At 73.1% G+C, this 12,828-nt stretch carries 11 protein-coding genes; 4 read left to right on the top strand and 7 right to left on the bottom strand.

Annotation, left to right across the window (positions count from 1 at the left end; genetic code table 11):
* The first annotated feature begins 209 nt into the window (after positions 1–209).
* A complete protein-coding gene (locus tag E6U81_RS03185) occupies positions 210–1,631 on the top strand; it encodes a SpoIIE family protein phosphatase (protein ID WP_136228538.1) in 1,422 nt (473 codons plus the stop codon).
* A 207-nt stretch (positions 1,632–1,838) separates the two neighbouring features.
* Here E6U81_RS03185 and E6U81_RS03180 read toward each other — a convergent pair whose 3' ends face one another.
* Positions 1,839–3,338: a hypothetical protein gene (locus E6U81_RS03180; RefSeq protein WP_136228537.1), complete on the bottom strand. Its 1,500-nt coding sequence runs from the start codon at positions 3,336–3,338 to the stop codon at positions 1,839–1,841.
* A 229-nt stretch (positions 3,339–3,567) separates the two neighbouring features.
* Here E6U81_RS03180 and E6U81_RS03175 point away from each other — a divergent pair, with 229 nt between their 5' ends.
* The 3 genes from E6U81_RS03175 to kstD all read left to right on the top strand — a co-directional run bounded on the left by E6U81_RS03175 (position 3,568) and on the right by kstD (position 7,153).
* A complete protein-coding gene (locus E6U81_RS03175) occupies positions 3,568–4,692 on the top strand; it encodes an aminoglycoside phosphotransferase family protein (protein ID WP_136228536.1) in 1,125 nt (374 codons plus the stop codon).
* A 153-nt stretch (positions 4,693–4,845) separates the two neighbouring features.
* Positions 4,846–5,238, top strand: a complete 393-nt coding sequence (locus tag E6U81_RS03170; protein ID WP_136228896.1) for an MmcQ/YjbR family DNA-binding protein — start codon at positions 4,846–4,848, stop codon at positions 5,236–5,238.
* Between the two features lie 121 nt (positions 5,239–5,359).
* On the top strand, positions 5,360–7,153 hold the full coding sequence (kstD, locus tag E6U81_RS03165) for a 3-oxosteroid 1-dehydrogenase (protein ID WP_136228535.1): 1,794 nt from the start codon (positions 5,360–5,362) through the stop codon (positions 7,151–7,153).
* Between the two features lie 70 nt (positions 7,154–7,223).
* Here kstD and E6U81_RS03160 read toward each other — a convergent pair whose 3' ends face one another.
* The 6 genes from E6U81_RS03160 to E6U81_RS03140 all read right to left on the bottom strand — a co-directional run bounded on the left by E6U81_RS03160 (position 7,224) and on the right by E6U81_RS03140 (position 12,679).
* Complete coding sequence (locus E6U81_RS03160) at positions 7,224–7,724, bottom strand: hypothetical protein (protein WP_030030746.1); 501 nt, start codon at positions 7,722–7,724, stop codon at positions 7,224–7,226.
* 76 nt (positions 7,725–7,800) lie between these two features.
* A complete protein-coding gene (locus E6U81_RS03155) occupies positions 7,801–8,562 on the bottom strand; it encodes a maleylpyruvate isomerase family mycothiol-dependent enzyme (protein WP_136228534.1) in 762 nt (253 codons plus the stop codon).
* Between the two features lie 33 nt (positions 8,563–8,595).
* Complete coding sequence (locus tag E6U81_RS41875) at positions 8,596–9,285, bottom strand: hypothetical protein (protein WP_240803602.1); 690 nt, start codon at positions 9,283–9,285, stop codon at positions 8,596–8,598.
* Positions 9,286–9,380: 95 nt separating this feature from the next.
* Entirely contained in the window at positions 9,381–11,417 is a 2,037-nt protein-coding gene (locus E6U81_RS41630; protein ID WP_346766119.1) for an AAA family ATPase, read from the bottom strand.
* 205 nt (positions 11,418–11,622) lie between these two features.
* Positions 11,623–12,039 (bottom strand): ACT domain-containing protein, encoded by a 417-nt coding sequence (locus tag E6U81_RS03145; protein WP_136228533.1) that lies wholly within the window; start codon positions 12,037–12,039, stop codon positions 11,623–11,625.
* A gap of 25 nt (positions 12,040–12,064) precedes the next feature.
* Positions 12,065–12,679 carry a hypothetical protein gene (locus tag E6U81_RS03140; protein ID WP_136228532.1) on the bottom strand — a complete coding sequence of 205 codons (615 nt, stop codon included), beginning with the start codon at positions 12,677–12,679 and terminating at the stop codon, positions 12,065–12,067.
* Positions 12,680–12,828: the final 149 nt, after the last annotated feature.

The raw sequence follows: 12,828 nt of genomic DNA, 5'->3' as shown, positions 1-12,828 counted from the left end.
CACCGGCTGGCATGCGCGCCGGGCCGCCGAACCCTCGCTGACCGGATTCGTTCGCACGTCGCGGAGGGCCCGGCAGGACTGCGGCATATGCCGGAAGCAAGAACGTAGCGGATGTTGCCAAACGCCTTACACAGTGTCGCTGCCTGTGCAACAGTCGTTACCGGTCCTTCCTTCAGACTTGGCCGTGCCGCGCCTGTATCGGAGTTCTCATGCCGTCCCACCTGTTCGCGGACCGTCCCGCGCAGCCGCCCGAGCCGGGGTCGGTGGACGCACTGATCTCTCAGACCCGGCGCCTCCGGGGGGACGTGGACGCGGTCCGCCGCGACACCGTCGTGGACGACGACGACGCCCAGGGCCGCTGGCAGCGCGCCCTGTGCGACCTCGCCGTGCACCACCTCGACGACCTCCGCGAGCACCTCGGCCAGCTCAAGGAGGGCCTGCCCCCCGTTCCCGAGGCCGTCGCCTTCCCGCAGGCGGCCCCGGAGATCGTGCCCGAGGCCCAGACGCGGGTCGGCAGCGCCGAGTGGAACCTGCTGACCGACGAGGTCAGCTGGTCCGACGAGCTGTTCCAGATCTTCGGCCGGTCCCCCGAGTCGGGTGCGCCTCCGCTGGACGAGCTGGGCTCCACCCTGTTCTCCGAGGACCAGCCACTCCTGACCGCGTGGGTCACCGCCTGCCTGGTGGACGGCCGGCCGATCGACGGCGAGTTCCGCATCGTCCGGGCCGACGGCCGGGTCCGCACGTTGCACATGAGGGGCGAGCCGGTACTCGACTCCGACGGCTGCACGGCCTCCATGTGGGCCGTCATGCGGGACGTCAGTGAACTGCGCCGGAGCCAGCGGGCGGTGCGCGAGTCCCGTGACTCGCTGCAGCGCCAGCGGGAGATCGCGCAGACCGAGCACCGGCTTGCGGTCGAGCTGCAGGAAGCCGTGCTCCCCCCGTGGCGCGGCTCCCTGCGGCTCCCGCACAGTGACGCCGGCACGCTGGACGTGGCCGCGCACTACCTGCCCTCCGCGACCAGCGCGCTGATCGGCGGGGACTGGTACGACGCACTCGAACTCCCCGACGGCAGCTCGATGCTGACGGTCGGCGACCTCACCGGGCACGGCGTGACGGCCACCTCCGGAATGGCGATGATGCTGGGCGCCCTGCGCGGCATGGCCATGGCCGGGATCGCGCCGGGGCCGCTGATGGGCTGGCTCAACCAGCTCCTCGAGACCTCCGTCCAGCCCGCGCTCGGCTCGGCCGTGTGCTGCCGCTACGACCCCGCACGGCGTGTGCTGTCCTGGGCCCAGGCGGGCCACCCGGCCCCCCTGCTGTTCCGCCGCGGGTCGGGCCGCGCCCTGGCACCGCCGGAGGGCGTCCTGCTGGGTGCGACCTCCGGGGCTTCGTACGGACAGGCCGAGGAGCGGCTGGAGGTGGGCGACCTGCTGGTCCTGCACACCGACGGGCTGACGCCCCGCAGCATCGAGTTCAGCCGGGCCGACGGCACCGAACGGCTGCTGGCCCTCGCGCCGCGGCTCACGGCCGCCCGGTCGGCGCAGGACTGCGTGCGGCTCGTGGTCGAGGAGTTCGGGGAGGGCGAGCGGGAGGACGACGCCTGCGTGCTCGTCGCCCGCGTCGGGGAATAGTCACGACGGTCACGGCCGGCCACGGGGCCGGTCGTACGGACTTCAGGGCCGCGCCGGAGGGCGCGGCCTTTCTCGTCTGTGTGCTGTCGTCGACGTGTCCGTTCTCGACGCGCCCGTTCTCGACGCGCCGGTGCTCGTCCTCGTACCGGCCGTGGGGGGCGTGGAGGGCATGCGGAACCCATGGGGCGCGCGGGGGCCGGCCGGGGACTACACCCCCGTGGCCGGCCGGGCACTCGGTGCCGGGGAGTCCGGGAGGGCCAGCTTGATCTCCTGGCGCAGGTCCTCGATGCGCGCGTAACCGGCGTACTGGGCGGTGAGCCGGTACATCTCGCGCAGCCGGTCCCAGGTCCGGTGCGAGGAGGTCTCGTTCATCGAGACGAGGGCGAGGCGCGCGTAGCGATCGGCCTGTTCCGGCTCGTCGGCGATGAAGCAGGCGGAGGCCATGGAGATGTAGTCGAAGATCTGCGAACGCTGGTAGCCCTCGCCGCGCAGCCGCAGGGCCTCCTTGGCGTGGCGCGCGGCGATCGGCGCCGCCGTGGCGTCGTGGTCGGCGAGAGTGCGGTAGGCGAGCGCCTGCATGCCGTGCAGGTCCGCCTCGTCGAAGTGCTGCATCCAACTCGGCGGCGGCACGTCGCCCTTGTCGGAGACGAAGAGCTCCTCCGCCTCCCCCAGGGTGCGGCGCATCGCCTGGCCCTTGCCCATGGCGGCCTGCGCCCAGGCCTCGATGGTGTGCAGCATGGCGCGGGTGCGCGGCAGGGTCTGCTCGCCGGAACCGGACTTCGCGAGCTTCATCAGGTCCAGGGCCTCGTGCGGCTTGCCGAGGTGGACCATCTGGCGGGCGGCGCGGGACAGCGCCTCACCCGCGCGCGGGCGGTCGCCGCCCTCGCGGGCCGCGTGCGCGGCGATGACGAAGTACTTCTGGGCGGTGGGTTCGAGGCCCACGTCGTGCGACATCCAGCCGGCGAGGACCGCCAGGTTGGCCGCCACGCCCCACAACCGCCGCTGGAGGTGGTCGGGGTGGTGGTAGGCGAGCATTCCGCCCACCTCGTTGAGCTGGCCGACCACGGCCTTGCGCTGCAGTCCGCCGCCTCTGGAGGCGTCCCAGGCCCGGAACACGTCGACGGAGCGCTCCAGCGCCTCGATCTCCTGGGAGCCGATGGGGGCGGCCTCGTAGCGGTCGTATCCCGCCGGGTCGGCCTGGAAGGAGTCCCCGAAGCGCCCTGGAGCCTGCTTCGCCGGGGCGGGGTCGGTGTGCAGCCAGTCGTACATGGCGTTGGTGAGGGCGGAGCCGGCGGTGAGCACGGCGCCCGCGCCCATCAGACCGCGACGGTTGAGCATGAGGTCCATTCCCGTGAATTCGGTGAGGACCGCGGCTGTGCGTTCGGGCGCCCAGGGCATGCCGTCGGGGTTCTCGCGAACCCCGTCCGGCTGCCGTCTGGAGGTGCGCCGCTGCCGTACGAACCCGAGGTCCTCGATGGTCACGACACGACCGAGCCGCTCGGTGAACAGTGCTGCCAGTACCGTGGGCACCGGTTCGCGGGGGCTCTCCCCCATGTCGATCCAGCGCCGCACCCGCGAGGTGTCGGTGGCCAGCTGGGGGTGGCCCATGGCCGCCGCCTGCCGGTTCACCATCCTCGCCAGTTCGCCCTTCGACCAGCCGGCCAGGCCGAACAGGTCGTTCAAGCGGGTGTTTGGACCTTTGCTCACGTCAAGCCCCCAGGTTCTCGGCTGAGTTGACAGTAGCCCCCCGTCAGATGCCCAGCGACTATTCGCCAGGCTTCGCCAGGGCACGCCCGATGGTTCGCCACCTTGCGCCGGGTGTCAGGTAGGAATGCGCCTCCCCGCCCCGGTCACCGGCGGAACTCCCCAGGGTGAAGCACGGGATCGGCGGGGTGGCGTACGCAACTCGTCGGCGCACGAAGGGATCCGTATCACCATGTACGCAGCAACGTCCTCCGTGTCCGCACCGGTCCGGTCGCACCGCACGCTCCCGGCGGGCGGCGGCCCCTACCTCGACCCCGGCCGCCCGTCGGCCCCGGCGCAGGGCACCATCCGGGCGCGGCGGATGCCGAGTGCGGGATCGCAGCCCGTCAGCGGAAGAATCGATCTCTCGGGGCCGCAGGGAGCGCAACTGCGCACCGCGCTGGCCTCGGTGCAGCGGATCTGTCCCGAGTTCTCGCCGGTGCAGGTGCTGCGGCGCAGCGGCCGCTCAGTCCTCCTGGTGGGCACCACCGGACGCATGACCGCCGTCGCGAAGGTTTTACTGGACCACTCGCCGGAATGGCGTGAGCGCTACCGGCACGAAATAGCGGCATACCGGGCGTTCGTCCGGCACCGCCCGCCGGTCCGGGTGCCCCGGCTGATCGCCGCCGACCCGGAGAACTGCACGCTGGTGGTGGAACGGATGGCGGGCCGGGTGGCGGCGCTCCAGCGGCACCCCGTGGAGCCGCCGCCCCGGGTGGACCTCCGCGCCGCGCTGGGCGCGGTGTGCCGGGTCAACCAGTGGCAGCCGCCGACCGAGCTGTTCGGCACCCCGATGAACTACGGCCGGCGGATCGCCCGCGACTACGAGTTGGGTCTGCTCACCGACCGGGACCTCGGCGACCTGCAGAAGCTGCTGCACGGGGTCAAGGTGTCGGGGACGGCACTGCAGTTCAACCACGGCGACGCGCTGCTGTCGAACCTGCTGCTCTCCCCCGCCGGTCCGGTACTGCTCGACTGGGAGCACGCCGGCTGGTACCTGCCGGGCTACGACCTCGCCACGCTGTGGACGGTGCTCGGCGACGCCCCCGCCGCCCGCGCCCAGATCAGCAGGCTCGCCCAGTCGGCCGGTCCGGTCGCCCGGGACGCCTTCCTGGTCAACCTGATGCTGGTGCTGACCCGGGAGATCCGGATGTCCGAGACGGCCGTACAGCGTTCGATGCTGGCGACCGCCCCGGCCCAGCCGCTGCCGGCGGGCGCCCTGTCCTCCGGGGAGGAGCAGCGGCTCCTGCTACGCCGCCTGCACGACGACGCCGGTATGGCGCGCAGGGCGGTCCGCGCGGCGGTGGGCACGCGCTGACCCTCCCCTCCCCTCCCCTCCCCTCCCCTCGAACGCGAAGTCCCGTGGCTCCCACCGCCACGGGACTTCGCTCGTTCGCAGTCCGGTAAGTGCGGCGCCGTGCTCCGCTAGCGTGGGAGCGACGTGACGGCGGAGGTTCGGCGGGAGGCGCTGATGAAGTCCGGAGTGCGCAAGTGGGAGGCGGTACGTGAGTTCGCCCTCGGTCTCCCGGAGGCCGTCGAGGACCATCCGTGGGGTCCCGAGGACTGCGTGATGAAGGTGAACAAGAAGATCTTCGTCTTCTTGGGCAACACCGACGGTCCCGAGCAGCCCGGGCTGGCAGTCAAGCTCAAGGACGAGGCTCTGCACGGGCACGCGATGGCCGCGCCGGGGGCGGAGCCCACCGGCTACGGTCTGGGCCGGTCCGGCTGGGTGTCCGTCCCGTTGGCGGAGAAGGGGGCGCCTTCGGTGCAGGTGCTGTGCGAGTGGGTGGAGGAGAGCTACCGCACGGTGGCGCTCAAGCGGCACGTGAAGGAGTTGGACGCCCGGATGCAGGCGGAGGGCTGAGCGGCCGCTCGCGTGCTCGGGTGCCGGATGGCTTGACATCACATGATCCCCCGAACACCTTTTCTGACTCAGCATCAGACATGCTGGAGTCACCTCCTCCCCACTCCGCTGGAGCCTGCCCATGTCCGCAAGCGCTTCACGCACGTCCCCCGCCCCCCTCCCCAGCAGACGCGCCGTCCTCGCCGGTACGGGGGCCGGGGTGCTCGCCGCCGCCGTGCTGCCGTCCGGCGCGGCACGGGCCGACGGTGTCCAGGCCGGGCCGCCGCTCGGTGAGTACGACGTGGTCGTGGTCGGTTCCGGGGCGGCCGGGATGACGGCCGCGCTCACCGCCGCGAAGCGCGGGCTGAGCGTCCTGGTGATCGAGAAGGCCCCCACCTTCGGCGGGTCGGCGGCACGCTCGGGAGCCGGCATCTGGCTGCCCAACAATTCCGTGATCCTGGCCGCGGGGGTGCCCGACACTCCGCAGAAGGCGGCGACGTACCTGTCGGCCGTCGTCGGGCCCGAGGTCCCGGCCGACCGCCAGGCCGCCTTCCTCGCCAACGGCCCCCGCATGCTGGACTTCGTGATGGCCAACAGCCCGCTGAGGTTCCGCTTCATGGAGGGGTACAGCGACTACTACCCCAACCTGCCCGGCGGGCTCCCCAACGGCCGGTCCATCGAGCCGGACCAGATCGACGGGAACGTCCTGGGCGGCGAACTGGCCCGCCTGAACCCGGCGTACATGCCGGTACCGGCCGGGATGGTGGTCTTCAGCCAGGACTACAAGTGGCTGAACCTGGCGGCGGTGAGCGCCAGGGGCCTGGCGGTGTCCACCGAGTGCCTGGCGCGCGGTACGAAGGCGGCGCTGCGCGGTGAGAAGCCACTGACGATGGGGCAGGCCCTGGCGGCCGGGCTGCGGGCGGGACTGCAGCGGGCCGGGGTGCCGCTGTGGCTGAACAGCCCTCTGGTGGACCTGGTCCAGGAGGGCGGCGCCGTCACCGGCGTGGTGGTGGACAAGGAGGGTGTGCGGGGCGTCGTGCGGGCCCGCAAGGGGGTGATCGTCGGCTCGGGCGGCTTCGAGCACAACGCGGCGATGAGGGCTCAGTACCAGCAGCAGCCGATCGGCACCCAGTGGTCGGTGGGCGCGAAGGAGAACACGGGCGACGGCATCCTTGCCGGTCAGCGGGCGGGGGCGTCGCTGGCGTTGATGGACGACGCGTGGTGGGGGCCGTCGATCCCGCTGCCCGGGGAGCCGTACTTCTGTCTGGCCGAACGGACCCTGCCGGGCGGGCTGATCGTGAACGCCCACGGGACGCGGTTCGTCAACGAGGCCGCACCGTACAGCGATGTGGTGCACGTGATGTACGAGAAGGACCGGGGCGCGACCGGTTCGCACATTCCGGCGTGGCTGATCGTGGATCAGCACTACCGCAACAAGTACCTGTTCAAGGACATCCTGCCGACGCTGCCCTTCCCGGACTCGTGGTACCAGGCGGGCGCGGCGAAGAAGGCGTGGACGTGGGACGCGCTGGCGGGCCAGATCGGCGTACCGGCGGCCGCGCTGCGGGCGACGCTGGGCCGGTTCAACGCCCAGGCCTGGAGCGGTACCGACGCCGACTTCCACCGGGGCGACACCGCGTACGACCACTACTACACGGACCCGAACGTGCACCCGAACTCGTGCCTGGCGCCGATCTGGGTGCCGCCGTTCTACGCGTTCAAGATCGTGCCGGGTGATCTCGGTACGAAGGGCGGCATCGTCACGGACGCGCGGGCCCGGGCGCTGCGGGCGGACGGCTCGGTGATCCGCGGCCTGTACGCGGCGGGCAACGCCAGTGCCGCGGTGATGGGCCACAGCTACGCGGGGGCCGGGTCGACGATCGGCCCCGCGATGACGTTCGGCTACGTGGCGGCGAACGACATCGCGGACGCGTGATCGGGCGGCACTGACCGTGCGGGGTCGGCCCGGGGCGACCGGTCGGGTCGGTCCGGGGGACCCGGCGGGGTCAGCCCTGCTGGAAGAGCTCGGCGGGGAGCGGCTTCAGGAGGGCGTAGAGGTCGTCGGTGATCGGGCGGTCCCAGCTGGCGATGGTGACCAGCACGTTGTCGCTGCGGTCGAACTGGACGCAGGAGATGCGGGACTCCGACAGCTTGATCTTCCGGACGATGAGGAGATTGTCGCCCTGCATGACGGGGCAGTCCTCGACGCCGGTGACCTCGACGTCCTCGTCGTTCTCCAGCGCGTCGAGGAGCTGGGCCACCTCGAAGGGGACCTGTCCGTCGGTGAGGTCCCGGGCCGGGGACCCCTCGGGAAGGTTTCCGATGATCATCGCGGGGCCGCGTCCGCCGAACAGGTCGTAGCGGAGGAAGACCCCCTGGCAGCTGCCGTCGGGCGCGGGCAGCAGCCCGGCCCCGAGATTGCCCGGCCAGTCCCCCGGGTCCATGGCCAGGACATCGAAGTCCGGGCCGGCGGGTGTGGCGGCGCGGTGGCGGCGGAGGAAGGACATGCGGCCATGGTACGTGGCCGCAGGAGTTTTACGGCCCGGGGGCCCCGACTCCCACGGCCGCGCGCGGGCGGGCCCGTCAGACGGGTGGGACCAGGGTGAACCAGTGTGGCAGCAGGCCGGTGTCGCCCGTGACGTGCAGGGTGGCGGGCGGGACGCGGCGCCAGAGGAAGAGCGCCAGGTCCGAGGCGGGGCCGGCGGCCTCGACGGCGACGGGCTCGGCGGAGCCGGTCTCCAGCAGCACCTGGTCGCCCGAGAAGAGGACGGTCCAGGATTCCGGGCCGTCCGTACGCCGGAAGCGGTACCTCTCCCCCGTGCCCGGCGGTGCCTGCCGCCAGGTGCGGCGGGCCGGGGCCATGACGTCGACGGTCTGCGTGACGGCGTCCACGGCGACGACCGGGTCGAGGGGGCCGGGGGTGCCGGTCGCGGATTCGGCGTCCCACCGGTGGACGGCCAGCTCGATCAGCTGCATCCGCAGCCAGAAGCCCGAGGTCTGCTCCGTCGACCAGGTCCACACGGGGGTGTCCGGTCCCAGCTCGCGGAAGAGCTCCGCGAGCTCGCGGGCGCCCTCGGCGAACCAGTCGGTGAGCGCGTCCGGGTCGTCGGGGATCCCGGGGAGGGCGAGGCCGCCGGGGTCGGGCGGGGTCGTGAGCCGTTCGCGCAGGACGTGCGCGAGGTAGCGGTGCACTCCGCCGAGGTGGTGGACGAGGTCGGGCAGCGTCCAGCCCGGGCACGAGGGGACCTGAGGCACCGGACCACCCCGGTCGTACGCACGGCGGACCGCCTTCTCGAAGGCCGCCGCCTCGCTCCGGAACAGGGGGATTCTGTCGATGTGGTCCATGGAGGCACCCTGCCCGCCGGGAGGCGGCTCTGATCACGTTGAGCTACGGGCGAACGACTCCAGTGCGGCACGCAGCCCGGACCGGTCGGTGCCCAGCTTGCGGCAGGCCGCGGACAGCACCCAGTCCGGGGACACCGGCTCGGGCTCCTTCTCGGAGCGCACGGCCCGGTCCGCGGCCCGGATCTCCTCCTCGGTGACCCAGTCCACCCGGGGCGAGCCGCAGGGCAGGGCGCCGCCCAGGCCCAGCAGGCTCTCGGTGGCCTCCTCCACCAAGGCGTCCGCACCGCATTCCCGGGCCGTGACCACGGCCGCGGTGAGCAGGTCCGCGTCGCGCAGCCCGTAGCCGAGCGCGTTCAGGGCGCGGGCGAGTTCGTAGCCGGCGGGTGATGCCGAGAGCAGGGTGACCGCTTCCCGGAGGAGCTCGGTCCGGTCCTGCGGCGCGGCGACCTCCGCCGCCACCCTGAGGGCCTGGCCGATGGCGGAGGGGGCGCCGAAGGCCCTGGCCCGCCGGACCGCGTCGGCGGCGAGGGCGCGGGCCCGCTGCGGATCGTCCGCGGCGACGGCCCGCGCGAGGTGCAGCTGCCAGGGGCACCAGGCCGGGTTCTGGATCCCGCGCGGCGTCAGCCGCCGGTCCACCGCCTCCAGTTCGGCGACGGCGGCGCGCGCCTCGCCCCGGGCGAGCAGCAGTTCGGCGTAGACGGTCTGGGAGTCGGGGAAGACCACGGCCGCCGGGAAGGGAGCGCCGAACTCGTGCTCCTGCGCGAGCTCCCAGGCCTCGTCGACGCGGCCGCGTGCGAGCAGCGTGGTGAGGAGGATGGCTATGGCGTACCAGTGGACGGGGTGCGCCGGCCCACGCGTTCGGCGAGCCGCAGGCCGGACCGGGCCAGTTCCTCGGCCTCCACGAGCCGTCCGCGCCGGTAGCGGATGTAGGCGCGCAGGCTGTAGGCGAAGGACAGGTGGGCTCCGCGCCAGCCCTGGCGCTCGAACTCGGCGGTACCCGCCTCGAACAGCTCCTCGGCCCGGCCGGGCCGGTCGGCGTACATGTGGACCATGGCCGCCAGGACGGGGACCTCGAAGCCGCGGTCCTCGTGGGCCCAGCTGAAGGGCCGCTCCAGTACCCGGCCGGCGTGGTGGAGCACCACGTCGACGGGTTCGCCCCGCAGGCAGGCGTCCCAGGCGCGCAGGGCGATCACGTACCGCTCGGTGAGGTCGCGGCCGGTGAGGCGGTCGGCGAGCCGGGTGAGGCGCCGGGAGCGGGCCGGGGAGTCGGTCTCGGCCGCGTTGAAGGCGTCCCACATGAACTGCTCGGACTGCAGGCGCAGTCGGGCCCGTACGTCCGGGGTCTGCGCGATCTCGCGCGCGAGGGATTCCGAGGCATCGGCGAGGCGGTCGCTGTGTGCGAGGACCTGGGCGAGCCGGATGACGATGCCCTGGCGCAGGGCGGGGTCGTCGAAGGGTTCGGCGAGGGCTGCCCGCAGGTGGTTGACCGTGTTGGCGGGCTCGGTCAGCAGGGAGGCGCAGCCCAGTTCGTACAGTACGGCGGCGCGTTCGTCGAAGTCGGGTGGTTCGCGCAGGGCTCGGGCGAGCTGCCGGCGGGCGGCGTCGGGGGCTCCGGCCCGGAGGTTCTCGCCGGCCGCCTCGCGCAGGGTGCGCACGACCCAGGGGTCGTTCTCGGGGTGGGTCTCCAGGAGGTGTCGGGCGGCGGCGGAGGCGCCGAGGCCCGCGTCGACGACGGCAGCGGCGGCCTTCCCGTGCAGGGCGACGCGCAGGGCGTCGGGGATGGCGCGGTAGATGGCGGTGGCGATGAGGGGGTGGACGAACTCCAGCCCGGTCTCGGGTTCGTGGTCCGTCGTGGATCCGGCGGCCGACAGGATGCGGGCGTCCCGCAGGCGGGCGGTGGCGCCGGCGGCCTCCTCGGTGCCGAGTGCGGCGACGCGGGCGGCGATGTCCTGCGGGATGGCGGTGCCGAGGACGGCGCAGGCCCAGGCGAAGCGGACGGTGGAGGGGCCGAGGCGTTCGAGGCGGGCGACGAGGCCGCTGCCGCGCTGGGCGGCGGCGAGGTCGGCCAGCTTGGGGGCGTTCTCCTGGACGGGCCGCAGTCCCCTGCCCCGGACCTTGGCGGTGAGTTCGACGGCCTCGAAGGGATTGCCGGCGGTGACGGTCCAGGCCTCCTGGCAGAAGGCGTCGTCGGCGTGTTCGCCGATGGCGTCGCGGACGAGCGCGGCGACGGCGGCCGGGGTGAGCGGGGCGAGGGGCAGCGGGCGCTGTCCCGCCCGGCCCGGCAGGGTGCGGAAGGCGTCGGCGTGCGCGGGCAGTTCGTCGGGGCGGTAGGCGACGACGAGGAGCAGCGGGAGGTGTTCGGCGCGCGGGGCGAAGGCGGCGAGCCAGCTCAGGGACTCTGGGTCGGCCCAGTGCGCGTCGTCGAGGACGAGGGTGACGGGCGCACGTTTGATGACGAGGTGGGTGAGGACCCAGTCGAGGCCGTCGCGCAGGCCCTGGGGGTCGGGCGGGGCGCCCTGCTCGGGGGCGCAGAGTCCGAGGGCGGGGCCGACGATGGAGTACCAGCTCCCGAGGGCGGCGCGCAGTTCCTGTTCGGAGGTGCCGGCCAGCTGGGGCTGGATGAGCTGGCGGGCGACGTGGAAGGGCTGGCTCTGCTCCTGTTCGCCGCCGCGGGCGGCGAGGACGGTGCAGGAACGGGAGTGGGCGCGGCGGCGCAGTTCGGCGAGCAGGGTGGTCTTGCCGAGGCCCGCGGGACCGGAGAAGGCCAGCAGGGCGCCGCCGGCGTCCGGCCCGGGACCGGTGAGCTGGTCCAGGGCCTCGTCGACGATGGCGAGTTCGGCATCGCGTTCGACCATGGTGCGCCGTGTGCGCGTCCGGTGGTCCGTCATGGCTGGTACCCCCCAGGCCTGTTCCGGGAGATCAGCGTACGCCCGCGCACATCCCGGGGGATCCCACTGTCGGAAAGAATCCGATCTTCTTTTCCGACGGGATTCCGAGGGGGTTCCCGCGGGGTTTCCGAGGGGGTTTCGAGAACGTTCCGAGAGGGTTCCGATGAGGGCCCTAAGCCGATCGGTCCTGTCCGGAACGTGCCGCGAGGCCTTGCAGGACGGCCACGGCCTCGGCGGCCCGGTCGGCGGCCACGAAGAGGTGGTCGTGGTGGTATCCGGCGATGACGTTGCAGCTCAGGCCGTGGGCGCCGAGTTCGGCGGCGAAGGCGGCGGTGAGTCCGACGGCGTCGAGCGCGGAGTGGACGCGCAGGGTGATCCAGCCCGCCGTGTAGTCGTAGGCGAGCCCGGCGGCGTCGGCGTCCTCCTGGCGCAGGACGAGGGTGAGGCCCTCTGCCTCCAGGACGGTGGCGACGGGCGCGGTCCCGGCGGGGACCGCGCCGCCGGGGACGGTGCAGAACACGTACACGCCCTCGTTCAGCTCGGGCCGCATGCCGCTCAGTAGTTTCCGCAGGTCGCTCTCTCCGCTCATGCCGTCACCCTACCGACCGGCCGGGTCAGTCCAGGATGAGCTGGAAGTGCGCCGTCTCCCGGTAGCCGGCGGCCGGCGGGTCCACTTCCACGGTGACCGGGATGCCCTTCGCGCTGGGCCTGACCCGGACCGGTACGGTGCGCTTGCGGTCCGTGCCCAGGGGCGCCATGAGGGCGGCACCGGCCTCCCGCGAGTTCACCCAGTCCAGGCTGTACCCGGAGGCGTGGTCGTCGAGCGAGCGGCCCGCGCGGACGACCAGGGGTGCGGGACCGTATTCCGAGACGGCCCCCGCGGGCGACTCCCCGCCGGGGCGGAGCTCCTCGTCGGTGTCGTTCTCGTAGGTCACGGTGAGGCTGTAGGTGCCGTCGGACTCCGGGCGCGGCCGGCCGACGGTCACCTTGAGGCCGTCCTCGTACCGGGCCGTCGCCCCGGGGCCGAGGGGGTCCGCCACGGACCCGGAGGGTCCGCTCTGCTCCAGCTGGCCGTATCCGTCGAGGCCCTTCTCCAACTCGGCCAGTGCCCAGGCCCCGAGGGCCGCCAGGACGAGGAGGACGAGGACGGCGATCGCGCAGCCGTGGTACCGCCGCGGCTCCTCCGCGGGCGGGGTGGCGGTGCGCTTCGGGTTCTCGTCCGTGTCCATGCAGGTCACCCTAGGGGCCGGCGCTCCCGCCGATCATGAGCCGCCGTACTCACCGGTGTACTCAAAGGGCGCCTGAGTAGCCCCGCCCAGGCCCCGTCCATGGCCGTCGCGCAGCAGCGCACCCTGTGGCCGGCCTCCTCCCGCGCCGG

It is taken from the genome of Streptomyces sp. A0592 (assembly GCF_004795115.1).
Classification (GTDB): domain Bacteria; phylum Actinomycetota; class Actinomycetes; order Streptomycetales; family Streptomycetaceae; genus Streptomyces; species Streptomyces erythrochromogenes.
Note: the sequence above shows the minus strand (reverse complement) of the source record. Positions and strands in the feature narration are given on the sequence as shown.